The 25,022-nt window shown below is 45.4% G+C and carries 24 protein-coding genes; 15 read left to right on the forward strand and 9 right to left on the reverse strand.

Annotated features, from left to right (window positions below):
* Positions 1-27: 27 nt before the first annotated feature.
* Entirely contained in the window at positions 28-2,121 is a 2,094-nt protein-coding gene (gene ligA, locus L0U88_RS14215; protein ID WP_234866738.1) for an NAD-dependent DNA ligase LigA, read from the reverse strand.
* A gap of 70 nt (positions 2,122-2,191) precedes the next feature.
* Between ligA and L0U88_RS14220 the strand changes: the two genes are divergently transcribed.
* From L0U88_RS14220 to L0U88_RS14245, 6 genes are all read left to right on the forward strand, one after another.
* Entirely contained in the window at positions 2,192-5,089 is a 2,898-nt protein-coding gene (locus L0U88_RS14220; protein WP_234866739.1) for an alpha-amylase family glycosyl hydrolase, read from the forward strand.
* Positions 5,090-5,099: 10 nt separating this feature from the next.
* Complete coding sequence (locus tag L0U88_RS14225; protein WP_234866740.1) at positions 5,100-5,804, forward strand: NUDIX hydrolase; 705 nt, start codon at positions 5,100-5,102, stop codon at positions 5,802-5,804.
* A 235-nt stretch (positions 5,805-6,039) separates the two neighbouring features.
* Positions 6,040-9,006 (forward strand): SusC/RagA family TonB-linked outer membrane protein, encoded by a 2,967-nt coding sequence (locus tag L0U88_RS14230; RefSeq protein ID WP_234866741.1) that lies wholly within the window; start codon positions 6,040-6,042, stop codon positions 9,004-9,006.
* An 18-nt stretch (positions 9,007-9,024) separates the two neighbouring features.
* Complete coding sequence (locus tag L0U88_RS14235) at positions 9,025-10,626, forward strand: RagB/SusD family nutrient uptake outer membrane protein (RefSeq protein WP_234866742.1); 1,602 nt, start codon at positions 9,025-9,027, stop codon at positions 10,624-10,626.
* A 21-nt stretch (positions 10,627-10,647) separates the two neighbouring features.
* Positions 10,648-11,472 carry a SusE domain-containing protein gene (locus L0U88_RS14240; RefSeq protein WP_234866743.1) on the forward strand — a complete coding sequence of 275 codons (825 nt, stop codon included), beginning with the start codon at positions 10,648-10,650 and terminating at the stop codon, positions 11,470-11,472.
* Between the two features lie 26 nt (positions 11,473-11,498).
* Positions 11,499-12,647 (forward strand): SusE domain-containing protein, encoded by a 1,149-nt coding sequence (locus L0U88_RS14245; protein ID WP_234866744.1) that lies wholly within the window; start codon positions 11,499-11,501, stop codon positions 12,645-12,647.
* Positions 12,648-12,671: 24 nt separating this feature from the next.
* Here L0U88_RS14245 and L0U88_RS14250 read toward each other — a convergent pair whose 3' ends face one another.
* Complete coding sequence (locus L0U88_RS14250; protein WP_234866745.1) at positions 12,672-13,271, reverse strand: hydrolase; 600 nt, start codon at positions 13,269-13,271, stop codon at positions 12,672-12,674.
* Between the two features lie 174 nt (positions 13,272-13,445).
* Here L0U88_RS14250 and rplM point away from each other — a divergent pair, with 174 nt between their 5' ends.
* The 4 genes from rplM (at position 13,446) to tsf (ending at position 16,155) form a co-directional block, all read left to right on the forward strand.
* Positions 13,446-13,889, forward strand: a complete 444-nt coding sequence (gene rplM, locus L0U88_RS14255; protein ID WP_234866746.1) for a 50S ribosomal protein L13 — start codon at positions 13,446-13,448, stop codon at positions 13,887-13,889.
* Between the two features lie 30 nt (positions 13,890-13,919).
* Complete coding sequence (rpsI, locus tag L0U88_RS14260; RefSeq protein ID WP_234866747.1) at positions 13,920-14,309, forward strand: 30S ribosomal protein S9; 390 nt, start codon at positions 13,920-13,922, stop codon at positions 14,307-14,309.
* Between the two features lie 42 nt (positions 14,310-14,351).
* Positions 14,352-15,212, forward strand: a complete 861-nt coding sequence (gene rpsB, locus L0U88_RS14265) for a 30S ribosomal protein S2 (RefSeq protein WP_234866748.1) — start codon at positions 14,352-14,354, stop codon at positions 15,210-15,212.
* Between the two features lie 106 nt (positions 15,213-15,318).
* Complete coding sequence (gene tsf, locus L0U88_RS14270; RefSeq protein ID WP_234866749.1) at positions 15,319-16,155, forward strand: translation elongation factor Ts; 837 nt, start codon at positions 15,319-15,321, stop codon at positions 16,153-16,155.
* 57 nt (positions 16,156-16,212) lie between these two features.
* On the opposite strand, the gene L0U88_RS14275 is transcribed toward tsf, so the two are convergent.
* Together L0U88_RS14275 and L0U88_RS14280 are read right to left on the reverse strand one after the other, a co-directional pair.
* Positions 16,213-17,889: a hypothetical protein gene (locus L0U88_RS14275; protein WP_234866750.1), complete on the reverse strand. Its 1,677-nt coding sequence runs from the start codon at positions 17,887-17,889 to the stop codon at positions 16,213-16,215.
* Positions 17,882-18,697 carry an ABC transporter ATP-binding protein gene (locus tag L0U88_RS14280; RefSeq protein ID WP_234866751.1) on the reverse strand — a complete coding sequence of 272 codons (816 nt, stop codon included), beginning with the start codon at positions 18,695-18,697 and terminating at the stop codon, positions 17,882-17,884. The genes L0U88_RS14275 and L0U88_RS14280 overlap by 8 nt, the downstream gene beginning before the upstream one ends.
* A 52-nt stretch (positions 18,698-18,749) precedes the next feature.
* Here L0U88_RS14280 and pyrH point away from each other — a divergent pair, with 52 nt between their 5' ends.
* The 3 genes from pyrH (at position 18,750) to pdxH (ending at position 21,416) form a co-directional block, all read left to right on the forward strand.
* Complete coding sequence (gene pyrH, locus L0U88_RS14285; protein ID WP_234866752.1) at positions 18,750-19,475, forward strand: UMP kinase; 726 nt, start codon at positions 18,750-18,752, stop codon at positions 19,473-19,475.
* 164 nt (positions 19,476-19,639) lie between these two features.
* Positions 19,640-20,704, forward strand: coding sequence for a coiled-coil domain-containing protein (locus L0U88_RS14290; protein WP_234866753.1), 1,065 nt, complete (start codon positions 19,640-19,642; stop codon positions 20,702-20,704).
* Positions 20,705-20,768: 64 nt separating this feature from the next.
* Entirely contained in the window at positions 20,769-21,416 is a 648-nt protein-coding gene (gene pdxH, locus L0U88_RS14295; RefSeq protein ID WP_234866754.1) for a pyridoxamine 5'-phosphate oxidase, read from the forward strand.
* A gap of 21 nt (positions 21,417-21,437) precedes the next feature.
* Here pdxH and L0U88_RS14300 read toward each other — a convergent pair whose 3' ends face one another.
* The 4 genes from L0U88_RS14300 to L0U88_RS14315 form a co-directional block, all read right to left on the reverse strand.
* Positions 21,438-21,557, reverse strand: coding sequence for a 30S ribosomal protein THX (locus L0U88_RS14300; protein WP_234866755.1), 120 nt, complete (start codon positions 21,555-21,557; stop codon positions 21,438-21,440).
* A gap of 102 nt (positions 21,558-21,659) precedes the next feature.
* Positions 21,660-21,965, reverse strand: a complete 306-nt coding sequence (locus L0U88_RS14305) for an HU family DNA-binding protein (RefSeq protein WP_434801963.1) — start codon at positions 21,963-21,965, stop codon at positions 21,660-21,662.
* Positions 21,966-22,059: 94 nt separating this feature from the next.
* Positions 22,060-22,377: a DUF4286 family protein gene (locus L0U88_RS14310; RefSeq protein WP_234866757.1), complete on the reverse strand. Its 318-nt coding sequence runs from the start codon at positions 22,375-22,377 to the stop codon at positions 22,060-22,062.
* Between the two features lie 2 nt (positions 22,378-22,379).
* Entirely contained in the window at positions 22,380-23,147 is a 768-nt protein-coding gene (locus tag L0U88_RS14315; protein WP_234866758.1) for an exodeoxyribonuclease III, read from the reverse strand.
* A 49-nt stretch (positions 23,148-23,196) separates the two neighbouring features.
* On the opposite strand from L0U88_RS14315, the gene L0U88_RS14320 reads away from it, so the two are divergent.
* Positions 23,197-23,928: an LOG family protein gene (locus L0U88_RS14320; protein ID WP_234866759.1), complete on the forward strand. Its 732-nt coding sequence runs from the start codon at positions 23,197-23,199 to the stop codon at positions 23,926-23,928.
* 4 nt (positions 23,929-23,932) lie between these two features.
* The gene (locus L0U88_RS14325; RefSeq protein WP_234866760.1) at positions 23,933-24,694 is read left to right on the forward strand and encodes a CPBP family intramembrane glutamic endopeptidase; all 762 of its coding nucleotides are present in this window, start codon (positions 23,933-23,935) and stop codon (positions 24,692-24,694) included.
* Here L0U88_RS14325 and L0U88_RS14330 read toward each other — a convergent pair.
* The gene (locus tag L0U88_RS14330) at positions 24,686-25,015 is read right to left on the reverse strand and encodes a DMT family transporter (protein WP_234866761.1); all 330 of its coding nucleotides are present in this window, start codon (positions 25,013-25,015) and stop codon (positions 24,686-24,688) included. The two genes, L0U88_RS14325 and L0U88_RS14330, sit on opposite strands and share 9 nt — an antisense overlap.
* Positions 25,016-25,022: the final 7 nt, after the last annotated feature.

Below are 25,022 nucleotides of genomic sequence, written 5' to 3' on the forward strand. Positions count from 1 at the left end.
AAGATATGACCCAAATTCATTATGCGTTTATTCTTCCTCCATCATTTTTAAAAAATCTTCTTCCGAGAGGATCCTGATCTGGGGAATCTTCTTTGCTTTCTCCAGTTTTGAACCTGCATCTTCCCCAACAACGAGGTAATTCAGCTTACTGCTTACCCCGCTGAGCAGCTTTCCCCCACGGGCTTCCACCATCTCTTCGGCTTCTGATCGCTTTAATCGGTTAAGGGTACCCGTGAACAGGAAGGTTTGTCCGGATAATGATCCTCCTTCCACCGGACCCTTTTTCTCTGTTTGCATGGAAAGTCCGAGGCTTTCCAACTCCCGGATCAACTCCACATTCGAGGGGTTCTTAAAAAACTGGTAAATACTGTTGGCTACTTTCACCCCCACATCCTCCAGCGATTGCAGGTCTTCCAGGCTCATACGGCTCAGGTCATTCAGGTGCGTGATCGATTGTGCCAGGGTCTTTGCTGTAGTTTCACCCACATACCGGATCCCAAGGGCAAATATCAACCGGTGCAGGGGCTGTGATTTGGACTTCTCAATATTTGTTTGCAGGTTGGTGATGGATTTCTCCCCAAAACCTTCCAGCTTTCTCATTTCATTAAAGGGAAGGCGGTAAATTCCCGGGATATCTTTGAGCCAGCCCAGCTCATAAAACTTGCGCACATTCGCCTCTCCGAAACTCCGGATATCCATGGCATCCTTGGAAACAAAGTGTATGATGCGTTCTACTACCTGGGCCGGACAATCAATATTAATACAGCGCCAAACGGCCTCCCCTTCTTCACGGAAAAGGGGCGATTCACAACGCGGACAATTCCGCGGAAACAGAATCGGTTGTTCTTCCCCGTTACGCAGTTCTGCCATTGATTTTACAATGTATGGAATCACATCACCGGCACGCTCTACCAAAACGGTGTCACCGATCATCAGGTCCTTCTCCCTGATCACATCTTCATTAAACAGGGAAATCGATCCAACCGTAACACCTCCGATTGGAACCGGATCTATTTTAGCAACCGGTGTAATGGCTCCGGTTCTGCCTACCTGGAATTCAACTCCCCGTAATTTACTGGTGGCCTGCCGTGCTTTAAACTTATAGGCAATGGCCCATCGGGGGTGGTGGGTAGTCATGCCTAACCGGTCCTGCAATTCCGCACTGTTTACCTTGATTACCATACCATCAATTTCATAAGGCAAATCATCTCTGCCCGCCTCAAAATCCTGGCAATATTGTATCACGTCCTGAATTCCGTTGAAAACGCGTTTTTCTTTAGCCGGACTACGGAATCCCAGCTCCCAGAGCAAATCCAGCGCCCCACTATGGCTAAGCAAGGCTTCTGGTGGAAGATTGTTCTGATCTACATGATAACTTACATGGTATAAAAAAGCTTCCAGGTTTCGACGCCTTACTTCTTCCGGATCTTTAATGCGCAGGGAACCGGAAGCTGCATTCCGTGGATTGGCCAACGGAGGTAAATTCTGTTCCGCCAGTTTATCATTGAAAGCCTTGAAATGCTTTTTTGTAAGCAAGACCTCACCTCGTATTTCTATTTGAGTAATACCGTAATCCGAAAATTTTGCTGATAAGGGCACTGACCGTATCTGGCGAATATTGGTGGTGATATCATCTCCCTGTACACCATCACCCCTGGTAGCCCCGCGTACCAGGATATCATTTTCGTAAATCAATGAAATACTTGCTCCATCAAATTTGGGCTCTACGCAGTATTCAATGATATCCCTGCGCGCACCTTCCCGCACCCGGCGGTCCCAGTCGACCAGGTCATCCGCATTGTAAGAGTTATCCAATGACAACATGGGCACCAGGTGGGATACAGTTGGAAACGCACTGTTTAAACCACTTGCCACCCGTTGTGTAGGCGAATCAGGCCGAATCAGCTCCGGATGCGCTTTTTCAATTGCTTCGAGTGCCTTATACAATTGATCGTATTCGTAATCTGCTATCAGCGGTGTGTCCAGTACATAATACCGGTATTCATGAAAACGCAAGACATCTCTTAACACCTCCACTTTCGACTCCGCTATGGCGGGCAATTGTTTCAATAAGGTATTGGTCCTGTTTTGAAGATCAATGGTTTGTTGTTCCGTATACATGGGGGTAAAGTTTCAACAAAATTTGGTTAGAAAGTTTTAATGTGTATTTTTAACACATTATTGCTTTGCCATGAGAAAGACTGCTTATCTCTTTTTATTGCTGTTCCTGGTTTGCCGTGTTCAGGGCCAGATTTCGGTGAATCCTTTTTTTCCAACTGACGACAAAGGGGTAATCATTACCTATGATGCCTCTAAAGGCAACAGGGGGTTACTGAACCATACCGGCGATGTTTATATTCATACCGGAGTTATCACGGATAAAAGCACCAGTAATACCGACTGGAAATATGTAACCACCACCTGGAATACCAATGATGCTGCTGCCCGCATGATAAAAGGTTCGGGATCTACGTATCAATTCACCATTCCGAATATCCGGACTTATTACAACGTTCCAGCAGGCGAAACCATTCTGAAGATTGCGATGGTTTTCCGGTCGTATAATCCAACCGGAAACGCCCTGGAGGGAAAAGCATCTGATCTGGCTGTTGACCAGGGAAATATATACTGGGATGTATACCCGACCGGTAAAGCAGCCATCCGGTATACCAAACCTGAATTTGAGGCCAGGTACAAACCTTTCCTCGCACCGCTGAATCTGAGCATTGGTTCAACGATTGAAATTGAAGCGCGCAGTAACCAATACCAGAAACTTGTTTTGCAGCGAAACGGCAATACACTTGCAACCGTTAATAACGATACCATTATCCGGCACACGGCAACGATTCCTGCTGCCGGTGAGCATGTATTTATTGTAAGTAATCCCGATAATGCTACAGTTGCAGGCGATACCTTTCGGGTCTATGTTGCCCCTCCCACAACGGAGGCGCCACTTCCTGCAGGTGTAAAAGAGGGCATCAACTATGAAGCCGGAGGAACTGCTGCTACACTGGTTTTATTCGCGCCTGGAAAAAACCGGGTGAATCTGATTGGTGACTTTAACAACTGGCAGGAATCCCTTCCTTACCAGATGAATAAAACACCGGATGGAAATTATTTCTGGTTACGGATTACCGGGCTCACCCCCGGCACGGAATACGGCTATCAATACCTGGTAGATGGTACGCTTAAAATTGGTGATCCATATTGTGAAAAAATATTGGATCCCTGGAATGACTCCTTTATTGCTGCCAGTACCTATCCTGGCCTCAAAGCCTATCCAACGGGTAAAACTACCGGTATTGTGAGTGTTTTGCAATCCAATGCGCCCGCTTATAACTGGGAAGTGACCAATTTCCAACGGCCAGCCAAAGAGAAACTCGTGATCTATGAAGTGTTGCTGCGTGATTTTGTGGAAAAACACGACTGGAACACCCTGAAAGATTCGATTAACTATTTCAAATCGTTGGGCGTAAATGCCATTCACCTGATGCCGTTCAATGAATTTGAAGGGAATATCAGCTGGGGCTATAATCCATCTTATTATTTCGCACCGGATAAATATTATGGTCCTAAAAACACACTGAAAGCGTTTATAGATGCCTGTCATAAAAACGGGATAGCCGTAATCATGGACATGGTTTTAAATCACTCTTTTGGTCAGTCGCCCATGGTACAACTGTATTTTGATGGAGCGAATAACCGTCCGGCTGCCAATAATCCCTGGTTCAATCCCGTTGCTAAACATGCATTCAATGTTGGATATGATATGAACCATGAAGCCTCTGCCACCAAACGTTTCTTCAGCAATGTTTGTGCATTCTGGTTGCAGGAGTACAAACTGGACGGATTCCGATTTGACCTATCGAAGGGGTTTACGCAAACCAAAACCTGTGACGATAATGGCGGCAACTGTGATGTAAACGGATGGAGCGCCTACGATGCCAGTCGCGTTGCCATCTGGAAAGCCTATTACGATACGCTGCAACAAAAAGCTCCCGGATCCTATGTTATTCTTGAACACCTGGGTGTCAATAACGAGGAAAATGAATTGTCAAATTATGGTATGATGCTATGGGGAAATATGAATTACAACTTCACAGAAGCCGCGAAAGGTCAGATACCTAATTCCAATTTCAGTGGCGCTTTGCATACGGTTCGTAACTGGCAGAAACCCCACCTGATCAGTTATATGGAAAGCCACGATGAAGAACGCTCCATGGTAAAATGTAAAACGGAGGGTGTTAGCGTAAGCGGTTACAATATCCGTGACGAAGCCATCGCCCTCAAACGAAATGAACTGGCGGCAAGTTTCTTATTGGCTATGCCCGGACCAAAACTGATCTGGCAGTTTGGGGAACTGGGATATGATTTGTCGATTAATTATTGTCCGGATGGAACCGTAAACAACAATTGCCGTACAGATCCCAAACCAATTCGCTGGAATTATTACCAGAATGCAAACCGGGTTCAGTTGCGAAATGTGTACAAAGCCATGCTGGACCTGCGGAACAATCCGTATTTTGAAAAGCTGTTTATTGCCGGAGATGTGCAGCAAGACCTGGCAAATGCCACCAAATGGCTTCGTGTAACCAGCGATAGTTCCAAAATTGTGGTAGTGGGAAATTTCGGAACCAGCCAGGCTCCGGTGCAGATTTCCTTCCCGCAGGCGGGGATTTGGTATGAATTATTCACAGGTGAACCTTTTGCGGCTACCGGTGGTTCACAAAGCATAAATTTGCCGGCGGGTGGCTACAAAGTGTACCTTAACAGGAATCTCAATGGAACCACGCCCACACCCGTTCGGGATATTGAAACAACGGATATATTCCGCTTGCGGATGAGTCCGAACCCGGTTCAGTCGAGCTCCATTATCCGTTATGAATTGCCGGAAGCAGGAAGGGTTGAGTTTACCCTGATGGATTTGAATGGAAGAACGATTGGAACACTGCCGGTTGGCAACAGAGCGATGGGTTCCCACCAGGCCAGACTGGATCCGGCATGGATGGGAAGTTTGAGAAAAGGCGTGTACCTGTTACAGCTAACGGTAAACGACAAGCGAAAAATTATAAAACTGCTGGTGCAGTAACAACAACAACATGAAACAGATTTCGAGATTCAGTCACTTTGGTGAATTGAGCGACAAAGATTATTTCCGGATAGCCCTTTCTGTGGATTGCGTAATTTTTGGCTTCGAGGACGATGAATTAAAAGTACTGGTGATTAAATGTAATATCAAGGAATACAAAGGCATGTGGTCCTTGCTTGGAGACCTGGTAAGACCGGATGAAGACCTGGACTCCGCGTCCTATAGAATTTTGAAGGATAGAACCGGTTTGGATGATGTATACCTGGAGCAGGTTCAAACTTTTGGAAAGGTGAACCGGCACCCTGCCGGAAGGGTAATTACCACCGCTTATTTTTCGCTTGTGAACATCAAGGATCACCAGTTGAAACTTTCCGATAACGAACTGCACTGGCATCCGGTAAAGGAAATTGCCGAGATGGCCTTCGATCATAAGAATATCCTGGATACCTGTTTGGAGCGCCTGCGGGAAAAAATCCAGGATCACCCGGTAGTGTTCAATCTGCTTCCAAAGAAATTCTCCCTGAGGGAGCTTCAGAGTGTGTATGAAGCGGTACTCAATTGCGAACTGGATCGCCGTAATTTCCGAAAGAAATTTTTCATGATGGACTGGCTCATTGATCTCAATGAACTGGAGGAAGATGTACCGCACCGCCCGGGTAAACTCTACAAGTTTAATGCAGCCAAGTTTGCCAAAAAGACTAAAAAAGTTTCCTGATCGGCTGTAAAAAAATTTCTGTTTAACCTGATAAGCTGATTCTCACAGTCTTAATGGCGCTTGTTGAAAGCTCCTGTCCACAGGCCATTCTGGCCAAAAAAAAATCTTACACAAAAGTTAACAACAAGAAAAAATAATTATATGTTTGTGTACTTTGTACACATTTTAATATGTAAAAAGTACACAAAGTAAGATTAACGATTTCTTCATTATAAAAAACGCAACACGTACGATTATGTCATTGAAACGTCTGCTTACGATTGCCTTGCCGTTGTTGTTCCTAACACTTCTGCAGCAGGGCGTTTATGCACAAACAAAAACTATTTCCGGTAAGGTAACAGACAGTAAGGATGGCTCACCCATTGTTGGTGCCACGGTGCTGGTGAAAGGAACCAGTTCCGGTGTACAAACGGGTGCTGATGGATCCTTTACCATTACTGTTCCGGCATCCGCCAAAACGCTGGTTATTTCTTCGGTAGGCTTTGCCAGCCAGGAAATTTCCACTTCCGCAGCAAGTTTCGCAATTGCGCTTGGGCCTGATAACGCTGCCCTTGGGGAAGTGGTGGTAGTAGCTTACGGAACCCGGAAAAAATCCGATCTCACGGGTGCTGTTACCTCGGTTACTGCGAAGGAATTTCAAAAGGGTGTAATTAACTCTCCGGAGCAATTGCTCACCGGTAAAGTTGCCGGTTTGCAAATCACAACCGGAGGTGGTGCTGCTGGTGGTGGAAGCCGGATCCGGATTCGTGGAGGTGCCTCCCTTAACTCCAGTAATGATCCCCTGATTGTAATCGATGGAGTTCCTGTTGATGGTGGTGGTGTGGCAGGTTCTGCCAACATCCTGAATACGATCAACCCCAATGATATTGAATCGATGAACGTGTTGAAAGATGCAGCGGCTACGGCGCTGTATGGTTCACGTGCGTCAAACGGGGTATTGATTGTTACCACGAAGAAAGGCACAAGCGGTAAACCAAAATTCAATTTTAATTCTACGCTTTCGTTGGGACAGTTGACTGATAAAGTTGATGTGCTGTCTGCCGGTGAAATAAGAAGCCTCATTCGTGAAGAAGGAAATGAATCCTTTTTGCGTTTGCTTGGATCAGCCAATACCGACTGGCAGGATCAGATTTTCCAGGATGCCGTTGGATTCGATAACAACTTTAATGTAAGCGGTTCGCTTGGAAAAAAATTACCATACCGGTTGTCTGTAGGATACCTGAACCAGGAAGGAACGCTCAAAACCAACGAATTTGATCGTTTCTCTACTTCACTGAATCTGAATCCTAAATTTTTTGATGACCATTTAACACTAAACGTTGCGGTTAAAACAGCTACTACCGCGAATCGTTTTGCAGACGAAGGTGCCATCGGTGCAGCTGTTACTTTTGACCCGACTCAACCCGTATTCAGTGGTAAACAGGAATGGGGTGGCTATTATGAGTGGCTTCAAAGTGATGGACTGCCCATTAACCTGGCAACCCGTAACCCGGTTGGTTTATTAAACCTTCGTGACAACCGTTCCAATGTTTTCCGTTTTATCGGTAACGTACAGGCAGATTATAAACTGCATTTCTTCCCTGATCTGCATGTGTTGGTTAACCTGGGTGTTGAATACAATGAAGGAGAAGGACGTGATATTTTTGACCGCCGTTCTGCCACTAATTTCCGCACCAATGGACGTGTTTCTCAATATCGCCAGATGAAACGTAACCAACTGGCAGATGTTTCACTTTTTTACACAAAAGACCTTCCTTCCATCAATAGTAAACTGGATGTATTGGTAGGACATAGTTACCAGGATTTCCTGATTAAGAATTACAATTTTGCTGCCTTTGGACAGGATGGCAGACAGATTCCTGGAACAACTCCTAACTTTCCTTTTGATGAGCCGCGTTACAGGCTGGAGTCTTATCTGGGACGTTTGAACTACACCCTGGCCAATAAATATTTACTGACTGCTTCCATCCGTCGGGATGCGAGCTCCAAGTTCTCTCCTGATACCCGCGTAGGTTATTTCCCCGCGGTAGCTGTGGCCTGGAAAATCAACGAAGAGTTTTTCCGCAACAGTAATACCCTGAACGACTTGAAACTTCGTATGAGCTGGGGTGTTACCGGTCAGCAGGATATTGGTGATTTCTATTCCTACCTGCCCCGTTATACGGCCAGTAACCAGACTGCACAATACCAGTTTGGAAACAGTTTCTTTTCTTTCCTGCGTCCTGCCGGATATGATCCGAATATCAAATGGGAAACAACTGAAACCTATAACCTTGGTTTGGATTTCGGTTTCCTGAACAATCGTATCTCCGGTAGTGTGGATGTATACCAGAAAAAAACCAGGGACCTACTGAGTACTGTTCCGGTTGCTCCCGGTTCCAATTTTGTAAACCTGATTACCACCAACGTAGGTAACATTGATAATAAGGGTGTTGAATTTGTATTGAATACGGTGCCGGTTCGGACAAACAATCTGACCTGGGATTTTGGCTTCAATGTAACTTACCAGGACATCAAAATCACGAATCTGTTGAAACAGGAAGATCCTGCGTTTACCGGAATTGATGTGTTGGGTATTCAGGGTGGTACCGGAAATACCATCGCGAAACATGTAGTAGGATACAGACCCTATACATATTTCGTCTACAAGCAGGTGTATGATCCGGAAACCAATAAACCCATTGAAGGTTTGTACGAAGATCTGAACCGCGATGGTGTTATTAACCAATCGGATCGCTACCTGACTCAGCAGGGCGCACCAAACTTCCTGTTTGGTATTAATACACAGATTAACTACAAGCGTTTCATGTTTGGATTAGCAGGACATGGAACAACTGGTAACTACATTTACAATAACGTAAATTCTGAAAGAGCTGCATTCCGTAATGTTCAGAATCCGATCAATTTTGTTCAGAATACTACCCGTAGCTATTTCAATACCGGTTTCTTTAATAACCAGTATTTATCAGATCACTACATCGAGAATGCATCTTTCTTCCGTCTGGATAATATCAACCTCGGCTATACGGTTGGTAAGGTATTGCAGGGTAAGGCGAATATGCGCCTGGGTGTAAGTATTCAGAATGTGTTTGTTATAACCAAGTATTCAGGTCTTGATCCGGAATTGGCAAATGATGGTGTGGACAATACCATCTATCCCCGTCCCCGAATTTATTCACTGGGTATGAACCTTGATTTTTAATCAACAATTGTTTGCAGTATGAAAAAGATGATCTTATCAAAATTTACGATAGTGGCGTTGGGAGCAACATTGTTGGGCTCCTGTGCCAAAAAACTCGACCTCTTTCCAACAAATGATTTAACTCCTCAAACAACCTACGCAACTCCGGAAGGCTATAAAGCGGTACTGGCAAAAATTTACGGTGGCATGTCAACCACAGGTAATGCTGGTCCGGCTGGTGCCTCCGATATCCAGGGCCTTGATGAAGGTTCACAGGCGTCCTTTATCCGTGGATTTTTTAACTGCCAGGAACTGCCTACAGATGAAGCGGTGGTTGCCTGGAACGACCAGACGATTCAGGATTTTCATGCGCTTCGCTGGACAGCCGGTGATCCGTTTTTACTGGGTATGTATGCACGCCCTGTATATAATATCACCATCTCCAATGAATACTTACGTGAAGCCACAGACGAAAAAATTGCATCTCGTGGCATTACAGGTGCCGCGGCTACAGAAATTGCAAATACACGTTCAGAGGTTCGATTCCTGCGTGCCTTCAATTACTGGGTAATGCTGGATCTGTTTGGAAAATCAACCTTCGTAACTGAGGCAGATCAGATTGGTACGGCGCTTCCAAGAGAGATATCCCGGGAGGAATTATTTGCCTACATCGAAACCGAACTGAAAGCAATTGAAACAGAACTTCAGCCGGCAAGATCCATTGAATATGGGCGGGTAGACCAGGGTGCAGCCTGGGCATTGCTGGCTCGTTTGTACCTGAATGCAGAAGTATACACAGGAACTGGCCGTTATTCAGATGCGCTTACCTATGCAAAGAAAGTGATCGATGCAGGGTATGAATTACATCCGGATTATCGGGAGGTTTTCATGGCAGATAACGACAAGGCTGCCAATGAATTTATGTATGTAATCAATTGCGATGGACTGAGAACACAGAGTTACGGTAATACCACCTTCTTTATTCATGCTGCAGCAGGCGATAATTTTGCCGACTATGGAACCAATGGTGGCTGGTATGGATATCGTGCGACTTCTGCGTTGACTAACAAATTTGCCGATTTATCAGGTAATACCGACCAGCGTGCCATGTTCTCTAACCTGAGCAATGCTACCATCAATGCACTGAGCGATTTCAGCCAGGGAGTATGGGTTCGCAAGTACGTGAATATTCGTTCCGATGGCGGACAGGTAAGTGATGTTAACCGTGAGTTTTCAGATGTAGATTTCCCTGTTTTCCGTTTATCTGAAATGATCCTGATTTATGCTGAAGCACATTTACGCGGCGGCGGTGGCGACCTTGCAACAGCGCTGGCACAGTTAAACCGTATCCGTTTCCGTGCCTATGGACAGAGCTATGGTCCGAATGATGTGGGAAGAATCCTGAGTTCAGATCTGAACCTTCAATTTATTCTCGATGAAAGAGCGCGTGAATTATTCTGGGAGGGGCATCGTCGTACTGACCTGGTTCGCTACAATCAACTGACTACAGGAACTTATCTCTGGCCCTGGAAAGGTGGTGTTGCATCCGGAACTGCAGTGGATGATAAATTCAATCTTTTCCCGATTCCGGCAACCAATCGTACGGCAAATCCGAACCTTAGTCAGAATACTGGTTATTAATTCAAAAAAATTATCTGAGATATGAAACGCTTGTCAATTTTTTTACTTCTGGGTGTTTTGCTGACCAGCCTTTGGTCCTGCGAAAAAGAAGAGAATCGCGTTTATTTCGAAGGCGGTACTCCCCCTGCTTTAACTGTAAACAATGCTTCACCTGGTTTACGATTTGAAGACAGTGATAAAGAAGCTATTCGCTTTAACTGGACTAATCCTGATTTTAAATTCAATACCGGAATAAGTTCACAGGATGTCAACTACATCCTTGAAATGGATACCGCAGGTGCTAACTTCAGCCGGCCTACCAAAGCTTCGGTTAGTGTTAACCGTGAGTTGAGCCGCAGTTTCACTGTTTCCCAGTTCAATGATGTTCTACAGAATACCATGCTGCTGGCGGCCGGTAAAGAACACAATCTTGAAGTAAGGGTTCGTGCATCTATCGGAAATACGGCTACCGCTGTATTTTCCAATTCAATTTCCATAAAGGCAACTCCCTATGCGCTGCCCCCCAAAATAGCTCCACCAACTACAGGAGCCCTTTATATTGTGGGAAGTGCAACACCTGGCGGATGGAACAACCCGGTGCCTGTACCCAGTCAGCAGTTCACCAGGGTTAGTGAAACGCTGTATGAGATTACGCTTGATATGGTTGGTGGTGGAGCCTATCTGTTGATTCCAACAAATGGACAGTGGGCAAAATACAATGTGAATGATGATACCATTCCTGGTATCGCAGAGGGCGGCGATTTCTTCCGTGAAGGAAGCAAGGATATTCCTGGGCCAGCTGCTGCGGGTACTTACAAAATCACGGTTGATTTTCAGCGTGGCAAATTCACCGTAGTAAAACAGTAATTAACCAGAACTAAAAGTATTTTGCGATGAAGCATCTATTTAAAATTTTATTTAATTCCCTGCTGGCAGCGATAGTGCTGACAGCTTGTGAAAAAGCGGAAGACCTTCCGTTTTACGAAAATGGCACAGCTCCGGCAGTTACTGCATCTGCGAGTACGATTGCGCCGATTCCTGCTGATTCATTGGCAGCGGGACTGATACTCAACTGGACTAACCCGGCTTATGCGGCTGACTCCGCAACTTATAAATACATAGTAGAGATCGACCGGGCTGGAAATAACTTTGCTCAAGCTGCTCAACGTGTAATTACAGGTTCATTGAGTACAACTTACCTGAACAAGGAGTTGAACAATATCCTGATCGATAAGGGCCTGGAATTTGGTACTGCCTATGATATGGAAGTGCGGGTGATCTCATCTTATTCCAATAACAATGAGCGGCTTATTTCAAATGTGCTGCCCATTAAAATGACTCCATATAAAATTCCTCCGCGAGTGGAGCTTCCCTCTTCAGGTAAACTTTTTCTGGTAGGTAGTGCAACCGGTAGTGGGTGGAATAACCCTGTGCAGACTCCGGAGCAGGAGTTTACACGCCTGGATGAAACTACGTTTGCAGGTGTCTTTAATTTGAAGGGGGGTAATGAGTACCTCGTGCTGCCGGTGAATGGGCTTTGGGATCAGAAATATTCAGTGGCAAATAAAAATCTCCCAGGCCTGGCAGAGGGTGGGGATTTTGGTTTTGGTCTGAATGATAACATTCCAGGTCCTGCTGCTGATGGTATGTACAAAATTGTACTGGATTTCCAGGCAGGTAAGTTTATAGTAACACCCTATACGGAAAATAACCTGCCATCAGCGCTCTTCATGGTAGGTGACGCTACCCCAGGAGGATGGAATAATCCTGTTCCTACTCCTTCACAGCAATTTACCCGCCTTAATTCTTCGGAGTTCGAATTAACCCTAGAGTTAACGGGTGGCAAACAATATCTTTTCCTGCCAGTGAATGGTGATTGGAGTACAAAATATTCTGTTCAGGACAATACCCTTACAGGATTGGCTGAAGGTGGTAGTTTCGGTTACAACCTGCCCCAGAATTTCCCTGGTCCCGCAACTGACGGTACGTACAAAATCAATGTAAACTTTGCTACCAGCAAATTCTCAGTAGTCAAACAATAAATGTCCGAAGTATCAGGTACCTGTTTAGGCAGGTATCTGATACTTTAAAATAAAATCAATTACTTCCTCCAAACTAAGATTCGTACGCCCGATTGCATCATTGATTTCATCCCGGTTTACCTGGGCTGCGAAAGAGGGGGTCTTTAATTTCTTCAATACGGATTTCACATCCATTCCTTCATAACGGGTAGGCCGAATCAGTGCTGCGGCATGTATAAAACCCGACAATTCGTCAAATACATAAATCATTTTTTCCATCGTGCTTTCCGGTTCCACTCCAAAATGCCGGGGACCGTGGCAGGCGATTGTGCGGATTACAGTTGGATCAATCTGTCGCGTTTCAAGTTCTTGGATAATTCGCCGGCAATGTTCTTCCGGGTATTTCTCCCAGTCGGCATCATGTAGTACACCGGCCAGCCACCATTTATGAGCTTCTGATTCCGGTAGGTTTTCGCGTTCCAGGGCCCAGGTTTTCAGCAATGCACCTACCTGCCGCATATGCAGGCGGAGCCGCTCATTAGGTACCCAATCTTCCAATAATTGCAATGCTTCAGCTTCTGTTAAAACCCTCCCGCTGTTGGCAGGATCCCCAAATTGGGTCCTTCCGAGCTGTAAATTTGCCATCTATGAAAATTTATTGTAAAAATATTTATTGATTATCAATTGATTACAAAAGGTGCTACAAAAATTTCATCCCAAATAATTGGTGAAATGCAGTGCATCGGCCTACCTTTGCGCTCCGAATTATTTCATCATTCCCGTTACCGGGATGGCGGTAACGGACTAAATTAAGTTTAAATGAGCAAATTACATTTCACCACCAAGCATGCGAACGAGGCTACCGTACAGCGTAACTGGTACGTTGTAGATGGTACCAATCAAACCGTAGGACGCATGTGTGCCAAAATCGCGGCCGTACTTCGTGGTAAGAACAAAGCGTATTTCACTCCCCATGTAGATTGCGGAGATTTCATCATTGTTATCAATGCTGATAAAATTCAGTTTACCGGACAGAAGCTGGATCAGAAAGTGTATGAGAACTTCAGTGGCTATCCTGGTGGACGTAAGGAAGAGGTTGCGAAAGACTTGTTGAAGCGTCGTCCGGAAGTGATCATCGAGCGTGCTGTAAAAGGTATGTTGCCGAAAAATCGCCTGGGTCGCAAAATGTACAAGAAGCTTTTTGTTTATGCCGGAGACACGCATCCGCATGCAGCTCAGCAACCCAAAGAACTGAAATTCTAATCACCAATCATTATCTCAAATTCCAAATAGATGGAAAAGCAAAAAAATGGATTAGGCCGTCGTAAGGAAGCCGTGACCCGTGTATTCCTCAGTAAAGGCGAAGGCAAAATCACAGTAAACGACAAAGACTATAAAGTATATTTTCCACTGGTTTACCTGCAAAACCAGGTAGAAGCTCCGTTGAAGGCGATTGAAGCCCTTGACAAGTTTGATGTGATCATCAACGCTACCGGCGGTGGTGTGAAAGGTCAGGCGGAAGCTGCAAAGCTGGGTATTGCCCGTGCACTGCTGGAAGTGAATGCAGAATATCGTCCAACCCTGAAGGCTGCTGGTTTTCTGACCCGTGATCCCCGTGGTGTTGAACGTAAAAAACCAGGTCGTAAAAAAGCACGTAGAAGCTACCAGTTCAGCAAACGTTAATCTGTCTGCTTCAACCTTCAAACAAATTTTAATAAGACTACGATGGAAAATAATACATCCTTACAACAGCAACTTCTCGATGCAGGTGTTCACTTCGGTCACCTGAAGAAGAAGTGGAATCCTAAAATGTTGCCTTACATCTTCGCAGAGAAGAAAGGTATCCATATCATCGACCTGAACAAGACTACTGAAAGTTTGCAGGAAGCAGCAGCTGCTCTGAAGCAGATTGCCCGCAGCGGTAAGAAGATCATGTTCGTAGGTACGAAGAAACAAGCGAAAGAAATCGTTACTCAATGTGCTCAGCGCGTGAATATGCCTTATGTTACTGAGCGTTGGCTGGGTGGTATGCTCACCAACTTCAATACCGTTCGTAAGAGCGTAAAGAAGATGCAGAGCATCGAAAAAATGCTGGGTGACGGTACGCTTGATAACATCACCAAGAAAGAACGTCTGACCCTGACCCGCGATAAAGAGAAGATGGAAAAAGTGCTGGGTGGTATCGCTCAACTGGGTCGTGTACCTGCTGCTTTGTTCATCATCGATATCGGTCATGAGCACATCGCATTGGCTGAAGCAAAGCGTCTCGGTGTTAATACCTTCGGTATGGTAGATACCAACTGCGATCCGAACAAGGTTGACTTCCCGATTCCTGCGAACGATGATGCTACAAAGTCAATTGCTATTATCGTTGAATACATCACAGCAGCTATTGCTGAAGGTCTTGCTGAAAGACAAGAAGCAAAAGATTCTGATGTAGAAGAAAGCAGCGATGAGAACGAAAGACGTGCAGCTCGCCTGGAAGCAGAAGCGCAGGCTGAAGCCGCCCGTGGTGGCCGCACTCGTGGAACCAACGCTCCAAAGCGTCGTGTTCCCAATAGTCCGAAGCGCACCGGAGCGAGATAAGTAATTTCTAGTAAATGGTGAACAGTGAATGATTACCGGGCCTCTCGGCCTGAATACCATTCACTTTTCACTATCTATATCATTTACAATATAAAACCTCTATACAATGTCTACTGTAACAATTACAGCTGCGGATATCAATAAACTGCGCCAGGCAACCGGTGCAGGTATGATGGATTGTCGTAAGGCACTGACCGAAAACAATGGTGATTTTGAAGCAGCGATCGACTGGTTACGTAAGAAAGGTGCGAAAGTAGCTGCCTTGCGTAGCGATCGTGAAGCAAAAGAAGGTGTAGTATTGGCAAAAACTACTGCCGATAACAAAACCGGTATCGCTGTTTGCGTTAGTTGCGAAACTGACTTCGTTAGTAAGAATGCTGATTTCGTTGCCTTTGCTCAAAGCATCATGGATGCAGCGATCGAGAACAACGTTAAATCTGTAGAAGAACTGAATGAGGTAGCAATCAATGGTCAGAAAATTGCTGATCTCGTGAACGACAAACTGGCTTCTATTGGCGAAAAAATCGGTATCTCCAAGTTTGAGCGTGTGGATGCTCCATATGTTGCCTCCTATATCCATGGTGCTAACCGTATGGGTGTACTGGTAGGTTTGAATAAGGAAGCTGCTGAGGCTGGTAAGGATGTTGCCATGCAGATCGCGGCCATGAACCCAGTAGCCGTGGATGCTGATGCGGTTCCTGCTGATATCGTTGCCCGTGAGAAGGCAATCATTACTGAGCAGGTTGCTGCTGATCCCAAAATGGCTGGTAAGCCGGCAGAAATGATCGAAAAGATCGCTGCAGGTAAACTGGGAGCTTTCTTCAAGGAAAATACCCTCACTGCACAGGCCTTCGTTAAAGATGGTGGTATGAGTGTAGGTGATTATCTGAAAAAAGCAGGTGATGTAGTGGTGTCCGAATTCAAGCGCGTTGCGTTAGGTTAATCCAACTTCGGTTTATAAATACTAAGGGGCTGTATGGTTAATTCCATTCAGCCCCTTTTAATTTGTAGCAACTTCCGGCCATGAAATTCTGGCAATTCGCTGATAAACCAGCCATACCGCTACACCACTCAATACCACAGAAATCAGGACTACTATCGGAAATCCATAAACGAAGTAGTGCGCTACTCCGAAAGCTCCATTGAAAACAAGCATTAGTAAGCCACGTAAAAAATTCCCTGTTCCATCTGCTTTATTTGCGGGCAGAGAGGCTGGTAATTTTTTATAATTAATTAGTAATAGTAGTCCTGATATCAGCAAAATATTGGAGAACCCCAATAACAGATTGGGTACCACTACCCAGCCCTTCCAGGCAAATCCAAGTCCGCTGACCACTATTGCAAGCGGCAGAAAGAATTGCGCCAGTAAGGCTTTCAACATGCCAAGCAGGATCGGTCCGGGTGCTGAAACCGGCGCGCTGTAAAAGATCCAGGAGGCTTTGTACTCATCAGCCTGACTTATCTGTTGAATGGCACTGATAAAAATGAAACAACTCAGGTAAATAAGTCCGAGTAAACCTGCAGCACTCCCCTTCAAACCAGTTTCACCTGATTCTCCCAACTGAAAGACATTCCGGTAAATACTGATCACAAACCAAACCAGAATATATCCTATTGCGGGGTACACACGCATCCGGAATCCGCGATTTCGCAAAGCCCATTTCCAGGTAAATAAAAAGCCCGCACGCTCTACCGTTCCAGCTGTTAGAATTCCTGCGAGGCGTTTCACATAGCCAGTTTCGCTAGCCAATGATCCCGTGTTTTTTTTCTGCGATACCAAACTTTCTGAACTGCCTCCCAGCATCGCCAGTTTTTGGTTAAACCTTGGAGCCAGATAGCGTACTACAATCCAAACGCTCAGCAAACTTGCTATCGAACTAACCAGCAGCCACCACCAGGCATGCACAACCGAAGCTGCAAACCAGTAGGGTGGCAGGAACCGCACATAACTGTAATCCGATACCGTAAATTGCTGCAGGTTCTCCATTGCAGTGGCCCTGGGCATTACCTGGTAGGCTCCATATATCAGGATCATAAACCCGATCTGGAACCAGGCAATGATGGATTTAAATCGCTCTGGCGTGGTAACACGAATAATCAACAGATATAAAGCATTGATAAAAAAGATAGCCATCAGGCTGGCCAGTGCCGCTGAAATCAAAAACCTGATAACCACTGCTAAATTGTATTCAATTGCCAGGTAAACAATCGCAGGAAGCAGCATCGGCACAATCACCCTGAATAGATGTACCATGATGTGCAGGATCCGGGCCAGTAAGAAGGTTCGGTCATTTACCGGTTTGGGCAGCAATATCTGGGTGTCCCGCGGGTCAATCAATACCGAGGTGAAGTCACTGATAAGGGTTGCCGATAAAAGGAACAGGAAGAAGGAAAAGTAAATGGTAAAATAAGTGATATCATCCGCCCCCATGGCAAAAGCGATCAGGTTCAGCAGCCCCATAAACAGTGCAATCAGCATGGTGCCATAGGTGGCCCTGCTCACCCCTTCTTTCTTCCGGTTGACCTGTGTTTGCTGAAAGGTATTGGGCCGGCGATCATCCATAATCAGCTTGTAACGCAGGATCAGCGCCAGTTGTGACCGGTTGGCTCCCATCTGTTCATACAACTTTGCCGGCAACATCGCCAGCCAGAAAAATAAGGCACTGATCTTATTCATGCGCACCTCCCTCTTTACGAAAAGCACCTATCAGTTCAGAAGCAGTATCACTTAGGTTATCCGTTGCCGTTAGCTGGGAGAAAATCCGTTCCAGGCTGCCTGCTCCCATTTGTTCCTGCAGCGATTCAAAACTGCCATCCGCCAGTATGCTGCCCTGGTTGATGAGCACTATCCGGTCGCTCACTTTTTCCACCACATCCATCATATGGCTACAGTAGAAGATGGTTTTTCCTTCTTTTGCAAGCCGGCTGATCAGTTCTTTCACAATAATTACGCTGTTGGCATCCAATCCACTCAGTGGCTCATCTAATATGATAATCGATGGATCGTGTAGTATACCTGCAATGAGCAATACTTTCTGCCGCATGCCCTTGCTGAAAGTGTCCATCCGCTGCTGCATATTTGCTCCCAGTCCGAATGCCAGTAACATTTTCTCCATCCGCGGCCGGCTTATTGCAGGATCCAACTGGTACAGTCCTGCCATCAATTCCAGGAATTCCAATGGTGTCAATACTTCATATAACTCCGCGAGTTCGGGAACATATCCGATCATTTTTTTCACCGCCACAGGATCCTGCTGAATATTCACTCCATTTACCAGCACTTCGCCTTCAAAATCGGAAATGAGTCCGCATAAAATTTTAACCGTAGTACTTTTTCCCGCACCATTCGGGCCGATATAACCGATCACCTGTCCGGGGTAAATAGCTAAATCAATATTGTTCAATACCTGTTTGGCACCATACGACTTGCTCAACCCGCTGATCCTGATCACGGGGTTCACTGATTCATTACCTGTTTCCGTCATTTCGGAAAGATAAAAATTCCTTTCTTTGCACCACACTGTAAAAAGAGCGCACATGCAACCCAAGTACAAAAGAATCCTGTTGAAACTATCGGGCGAAGCCCTGATGGGGGAGGCCGGCACCAATGGTTACGAGCCCCTGAATTCAGCCATCATCGCCCAGTATGCCAAAGAAATCAAAGCGGTTGCAGCAGCCGGAGTAGAAGTAGCCCTGGTAATTGGAGGTGGTAATATCTATCGTGGTATGAATGAAGCGGAAACCGGCATTGAACGCGCCCATGGCGACTATATGGGCATGTTGGCTACCGTTATCAATGGGATGGCCCTGCAAGCCGGACTTGAAAAGGAAGGCCTTTTCACCCGTCTTCAAAGTGCTATTAAAATGGAACAGATCGCGGAACCCTATATCCGCAGACGCGCTATCCGCCACCTTGAAAAGCACCGGATCGTGATTTTTGGTGCCGGAACCGGTAACCCTTATTTCACCACCGACACGGCCGGCTCCCTAAGAGCCATTGAAATAAAGGCGGATGTGATCCTGAAAGGCACCCGCGTGGATGGCATTTATACAGCTGATCCTGAAAAAGACCCTACCGCTACCAAGTTTGACAGCATCACTTTTAAAGAGTGTATTAGTAAAAATCTTAAAGTGATGGACATGACGGCTTTTACTCTATGTATGGAGAACAACCTGCCAATCATCGTGTTCGATATGAACAAACCGGGGAACCTGATGCGGGTGGTAATGGGCGAGGGGGTAGGCACCCTGGTTAAGGGTTAATGCGTAGTTTTACTCGAAAGCCGCGTCCGGCTTGCATAATTCAAGGAAGCGTGCTATTTTGCATACTGAAAAACCACCTCTTGCAGGGTGGTTTTTTAATCCCTCGTCTAAAGATCCTCTGGAAGCCCACGAATTAGGATGTACTCCGAAAAACTCCGACCATTATGAGGACGTTATTGAATTTATTGGTAACCGACATTTCCGTGGGAATAGCTGAAATCATCATTTTCCAGCTGGGCGCTATTGCGCTTGGATTTGCTATTCATTTATTTATTACCTCACGCAGAAATACCAAACTTCAGATCGGTGAAACTGGCCCCGGGTCTGCCTTACAGGAGGCGGATGAATGGAAGCTGAAATATTTCAACGATACGGAAGAGCTGGAAAAGAGAATTCAAAAACAGCAACAGGATCTTGCCAGGTATCAGCATGAATTAAATAAGGTGAAGGAAAACGAGGAATTTCTTTCCATGGAAATCGAATCCCTTCGGGCTGAACGGGAAGAGTTGCTGGAAACACAGGCTACGCTTTCAAAGGCTGCTGCTCCAAAAGAAGAAAATCAGTTGGATTACCTTGGCCAGCTGCGCGAAACACAACAGCACGTGCAGCAGTACAATCAGCATATCACACAGTTACTCGGACAAATAGATCAGCTCAAGGCGATGGAACTCAAACACCAGGAGCTGACCCTGCAGAATGAAACACTCAACCGCCAGGTGAGTGAAATGCGCGTGAGTCTTGTAGAGAAAGAACAGGAGATTCGCGGACTGCGTCAGCAGAATCGCTTGGGTGAGGAAATGCAACAGCGACTGGAGAAAGTGTACGCAGATTATAACAGCCTGCTGGAAAAAATGCATAAACTGGAATCACATGTTTCTCATTCGCAGAAGGAGGGAACCAGTTATGCCGAGTTGCAGGATTCCTATTTTAAAGTGACCAAAGAACTGGATGAATTCAAATTGAAATACCTGCACCTGCTCGAAGAAAACCAGCGCCTCACACGCTCTGTTGCTGATCTGGAAGACAAACTGCGGGAAACCAATTTCCAGCGCCAGCAATTGCAGAAAAAAGCAACTTATCTCGAAGAGCTGAACCAGGATCTGCAGCAGGTTGCCGAGCAACACAACAAATTACACAGCCAGATGCGTCGAATCGCTGAAATCGAACAGCTGCTGGCCAAAGCCACGCAATTATCCGGATCCACTGACAGGGAAGATCCGGCTATCTGATAAACAGCTAAAATCAACATGGAATTTGGCAGCAGGTTGAATAACTTTGCTGCCAAATTTTTGTATGTCCCACCACTCCATTGCTTCCATCCGGAAAGATTACAAGCAACATCGTTTAACTGAAGCGGATGTTGCGAAAGATCCTATCACGCAATTCACCAACTGGTGGCAGGAAGCGCTGAAAAGTGAAATTGATGAAGTGAATGCAATGACCCTGGCTACAGCTTCAGCAGATGGGTTTCCTTCCGCGCGGATTGTATTGCTGAAGGGGTACGATAGCAATGGATTTGTTTTCTATACCAACTATCACAGTTTCAAAGGACAACAATTGGAAGAGAACCCCAGGGCCTGCATTGTATTTTTCTGGAAGGAATTGGAACGCCAGGTACGCATCACCGGTCTTATTCACAAAGTAAGCAGTGAAGAGAGTGATGAATACTTTCACAGCAGACCGGAAGGCAGCCGCATCGGGGCCTGGACATCACCTCAGAGCCAGGTGATCGAAAACCGGGAACAACTGGAAAAAAAGGAGAAAGAATTAAAAAAAGCCTTTGAAGGAAAGGAAATTCCAAGACCGCTGCATTGGGGTGGCTATTGCGTGAAGCCACTAATCGTGGAATTCTGGCAGGGCAGACCAAGTCGGTTGCACGACCGGATCCAATATACAATGGAAGATAATGGTGGATGGAAGATAGAACGCCTGGCACCATAACCATCCAACCATTCAACCTCTTTACGCTTTCTTCTCAGCAGCGGCTGCTTTTTTAGCCTGAGCTGGACGAGCCGGACGGCTTTTGCCAAAAGAACCTTTGAAGATTTTACCTTTCTTGGTTTTTTTATCTCCTCTACCCATAATAAAAAATTTAGACGGCGAAGGTACATAAAAAACAGAAAGGGAACAGGTAAAACCTATTCCCTTTCCCCGGAAAGCGGCATCTGCAGGAGATGCCTCCGATTATAATTTAGAAGACAGTTCTTTACCAGCCTTGAAGCGGGCAACTTTTTTAGCCTTAATCTTGATAACTGCCCCGGTCTGAGGGTTACGGCCATTACGTGCGGCTCTTTTGCTAACAGAGAAGGTACCGAAACCTACCAGAGTAACTTTACCACCACCTTTCAGCGTTTTGGTAACTGCCTCGATGAAAGAATCCAGGGCAGCATTCGCCTGTGTCTTGGTAATTTCTGCATCTTCAGCAAGTTTCGCAATTAATTCAGCTTTGTTCATAGTGTGAAATTTTAGAATTTTAAGCAGAACAAATATATACGGTTTTTACATCCAGCAAATCTTTTTTCAAATTTATTTATCCTCTTTTAGATCGCTGGAACCCGCATCTATGCTGCATTGTAGCGAAAGTCTAGGATTTGTTGGGGAAAACCTGCTGCATGACCGAACGAAATGCAATGAACTGATCACCCCAACGATCGAAACTTTTTTTTCTCAATGCTTCAGCATGATTACTGATATACCGATTATACATGGCTTTAGATGGCGACATATACTGTGCCGCATAAGTTGGACCATCTGTTTCATCCACTTCCACGAGTCGCAATAAACGACTGCTTTCAAAACAGCCGGTGGCCACAACTTCAGGCATATGTTCTGCTGTCATCCACCTGAGCCATTCTTCATGTATGCCCCAGGTTAGCTGGATGGTTACATTGTAGATAAACATAGTTAATAGTTGATTTTAAGATATACAGGACAGTGATCACTGTGTTTTACATCCGGATAGATTTCGGCATCGAGTAATTGTTTCTTCAACTCTTTGGTCACGTTAATGTAATCAATGCGCCAGCCTTTATTATTCAGGCGTACACTGGGGAAACGCTGACTCCACCAGCTATAACGATCTGGTTCGGGATGAAATTCGCGGAAACTGTCCACCCATCCGGCTTCAAAGAATTTATCCATCCAGGCACGTTCCTCGGGTAGAAATCCGGATGATTTTTTATTGCCTTTGGGATCATGTATGTCAATCTCTTTGTGTGCAATATTCCAGTCGCCACATACAATCAGCTTCGGCCTTTCTTTTCGTAACTGTTCTGTATAACCGAAAAACTCTTCCAGCCATTGATATTTATACAATTGTCTTTCATCACCGGATGTGCCGGAAGGGAAGTAGGCATTAATCAGGGTAACATCTCCGTAATCTGCACGGATCACACGACCTTCTGCGTCACTTTGCATGAAACCATTTCCCATTTGAACCAGGTCTGGTTTGATTTTGGAAAAGATCGCTACGCCACTGTACCCTTTCTTTTCGGCAGAGTACCAGTAATCATGATAGCCAAGCTCTGTGATAGCTGCATGATTTACATTATCCTTATGAGCTTTTGTTTCCTGGACACAGATAATATCAGCGGGATCTGTTTTCAGCCAGTCGACAAATCCCTTGTTCATGGCTGCTCTCAACCCGTTGACATTGTAAGATATAATTCGCATAACCCGTTTCATTTATTATATTGGTTTCAGATTGTTCAAATTTATTGAAATGGCGCCTCAACAACCGATAATTCCTCCAAAAGAACTTTTTTACCTCGATGGACCCAAGCCCCGTAGTTATGAATTGGGCTTCGCTTTTAAAGTTTTCAGGCAATTTATCAAAGGGTTCCGGACCCTGCACTTTGTAGGCCCCTGCATCACCGTATTTGGGTCTGCGCGTTTTCAGGAAGATCATCCCTATTATGAACTTGCAAGAGAATGCGGGCGAAGAATCGCGGGACTGGGTTTTACTACCATGACAGGCGGTGGACCAGGTATTATGGAAGCTGCCAACAGGGGAGCATTTGAAGTGGGTGGCTATTCAGTGGGTTGTAATATCCAGCTTCCTTTTGAACAAAAGGCGAATCCGTATCTGAATAAATCGATCACGTTCGAACATTTTTTTGTACGGAAAGTGTTGCTGGTGAAATACTCCTATGCCTTCATCATTATGCCGGGTGGCGTAGGAACCATGGACGAATTTTTTGAAACACTGACCCTGGTTCAAACCAAAACAATCATTCAGTTTCCAATCGTGCTGGTAGGCAAAGCATTTTATCAGCCATTGATGGATTACCTGGAGTTCATGAAAGAACAAAAGACCATTGGGGAACATGATCTTGATCTGGTGTTATTAACTGACGATATCGGTGAAGCAATGGATCATATCAACAAATACATTGGTACTAATTACCAAAAGAAACCCCGCAGGAGCTTGTGGTGGTTATTCGAAAAAAAATAACCGGATGGAAGTAGTAGATGCTGAATATGAATGCAGTTCCTGTGGTGCTGCTTTGCAACCAGAGGAAGTAATCTGTCACCAGTGCGGACAACCCACCATTCCTGTCGAAGAGTGGGATGGTGCCTATGAACGTTACCGTTTGATGGTGGTTATTTTTTTCAGTATCAATCTTTTTGTGTGCCTTTTGTTTAATTTCTGGCCGCCGGCAGGAGAAACCATAACTGGTTTGGTGCTGATTGATGGTTTTTTGTTGAGCTGCGGACTTTTTTTCGCTTACCTGTTATGGCCGGAAATTAAACCGCTTTTGAAGTGGAATCATTTTGCGTGGTGGCGACTCATACTTCTGGTAGTTATGGCAGTTGGGGCAGCATTGGTGGTTAACTATGGTGTGAAATGGATTAATGAAAAAATATTTGAACGCGAACTCTATTACTATTCTTCTTTCCGTCATCTGCCGTACCCTAAAACAACCATGTTCCTGCTGATTGCATTGGTTCCGGCATTTTCTGAAGAACTGGCGTATCGTGGAATTATCCAGGCAGGCTTATTAAAAATAATGCACGGCAGACAGGCAGTAGTGCTTACTGCGCTTCTGTTTGCCATCATTCATATGAGCCTGATCTCCTTTGTCTGGTTACTTCCTTTTGCCTTATTCCTCGGCTGGTTAAGACAACGAATGAATACACTCTGGTATGGTGTTGTTATTCACTTTTGTTTCAATGCAACTACCTGCCTGATGGAATTGTTGGAACTCGGCTTACTGTGAAGAAACGAATTTCAGTCCGATGATGGAAGCGATTAAGGTTGCCAGGAAAAACAATCTCCAGAACTCAGCCGGCTCCCGGAAATAAAAGATGCCAACCAACACAGTTCCCACAGCACCTATCCCAGTCCAAACGGCATAAGCTGTACCGATCGGCAGTGTTTGGGTAGCTTTATACAGGAGGAACATGCTGATGGATAGGCATACAAAGAAACCTATCATCCAGTAAGTGGAGGTGAGGCCGGTTGTTTCCTTTGCCTTCCCAAGGCAGGTTGCAAATCCCACTTCAAAAAATCCGGCAATGATCAGTAAGATCCAGTTCATGGTTGGC

The sequence above is a fragment of the Flavihumibacter fluminis genome (assembly GCF_021491375.1).
GTDB classification, from domain to species: Bacteria; Bacteroidota; Bacteroidia; order Chitinophagales; family Chitinophagaceae; genus Flavihumibacter; species Flavihumibacter fluminis.

What these genes read in the sequence shown, in the direction of transcription:
- L0U88_RS14250 (WP_234866745.1), bottom strand. Translation starts at nt 13,271, where the DNA reads ATGGCAAATTTACAGCTCGGAAGGACCCAATTTGGGGATCCTGCCAAC.
- pdxH (WP_234866754.1), top strand. Translation starts at nt 20,769, where the DNA reads ATGTCCCACCACTCCATTGCTTCCATCCGGAAAGATTACAAGCAACAT.
- tsf (WP_234866749.1), top strand. Translation starts at nt 15,319, where the DNA reads ATGTCTACTGTAACAATTACAGCTGCGGATATCAATAAACTGCGCCAG.
- L0U88_RS14230 (WP_234866741.1), top strand. Translation starts at nt 6,040, where the DNA reads ATGTCATTGAAACGTCTGCTTACGATTGCCTTGCCGTTGTTGTTCCTA.
- pyrH (WP_234866752.1), top strand. Translation starts at nt 18,750, where the DNA reads ATGCAACCCAAGTACAAAAGAATCCTGTTGAAACTATCGGGCGAAGCC.
- L0U88_RS14325 (WP_234866760.1), top strand. Translation starts at nt 23,933, where the DNA reads ATGGAAGTAGTAGATGCTGAATATGAATGCAGTTCCTGTGGTGCTGCT.
- ligA (WP_234866738.1), bottom strand. Translation starts at nt 2,121, where the DNA reads ATGTATACGGAACAACAAACCATTGATCTTCAAAACAGGACCAATACC.
- L0U88_RS14330 (WP_234866761.1), bottom strand. Translation starts at nt 25,015, where the DNA reads ATGAACTGGATCTTACTGATCATTGCCGGATTTTTTGAAGTGGGATTT.
- L0U88_RS14290 (WP_234866753.1), top strand. Translation starts at nt 19,640, where the DNA reads ATGAGGACGTTATTGAATTTATTGGTAACCGACATTTCCGTGGGAATA.
- L0U88_RS14320 (WP_234866759.1), top strand. Translation starts at nt 23,197, where the DNA reads ATGGCGCCTCAACAACCGATAATTCCTCCAAAAGAACTTTTTTACCTC.
- rpsB (WP_234866748.1), top strand. Translation starts at nt 14,352, where the DNA reads ATGGAAAATAATACATCCTTACAACAGCAACTTCTCGATGCAGGTGTT.
- L0U88_RS14300 (WP_234866755.1), bottom strand. Translation starts at nt 21,557, where the DNA reads ATGGGTAGAGGAGATAAAAAAACCAAGAAAGGTAAAATCTTCAAAGGT.
- rpsI (WP_234866747.1), top strand. Translation starts at nt 13,920, where the DNA reads ATGGAAAAGCAAAAAAATGGATTAGGCCGTCGTAAGGAAGCCGTGACC.
- L0U88_RS14280 (WP_234866751.1), bottom strand. Translation starts at nt 18,697, where the DNA reads ATGACGGAAACAGGTAATGAATCAGTGAACCCCGTGATCAGGATCAGC.
- L0U88_RS14220 (WP_234866739.1), top strand. Translation starts at nt 2,192, where the DNA reads ATGAGAAAGACTGCTTATCTCTTTTTATTGCTGTTCCTGGTTTGCCGT.
- L0U88_RS14240 (WP_234866743.1), top strand. Translation starts at nt 10,648, where the DNA reads ATGAAACGCTTGTCAATTTTTTTACTTCTGGGTGTTTTGCTGACCAGC.
- L0U88_RS14315 (WP_234866758.1), bottom strand. Translation starts at nt 23,147, where the DNA reads ATGCGAATTATATCTTACAATGTCAACGGGTTGAGAGCAGCCATGAAC.
- L0U88_RS14235 (WP_234866742.1), top strand. Translation starts at nt 9,025, where the DNA reads ATGAAAAAGATGATCTTATCAAAATTTACGATAGTGGCGTTGGGAGCA.
- L0U88_RS14275 (WP_234866750.1), bottom strand. Translation starts at nt 17,889, where the DNA reads ATGAATAAGATCAGTGCCTTATTTTTCTGGCTGGCGATGTTGCCGGCA.
- L0U88_RS14225 (WP_234866740.1), top strand. Translation starts at nt 5,100, where the DNA reads ATGAAACAGATTTCGAGATTCAGTCACTTTGGTGAATTGAGCGACAAA.
- L0U88_RS14310 (WP_234866757.1), bottom strand. Translation starts at nt 22,377, where the DNA reads ATGTTTATCTACAATGTAACCATCCAGCTAACCTGGGGCATACATGAA.
- L0U88_RS14245 (WP_234866744.1), top strand. Translation starts at nt 11,499, where the DNA reads ATGAAGCATCTATTTAAAATTTTATTTAATTCCCTGCTGGCAGCGATA.
- rplM (WP_234866746.1), top strand. Translation starts at nt 13,446, where the DNA reads ATGAGCAAATTACATTTCACCACCAAGCATGCGAACGAGGCTACCGTA.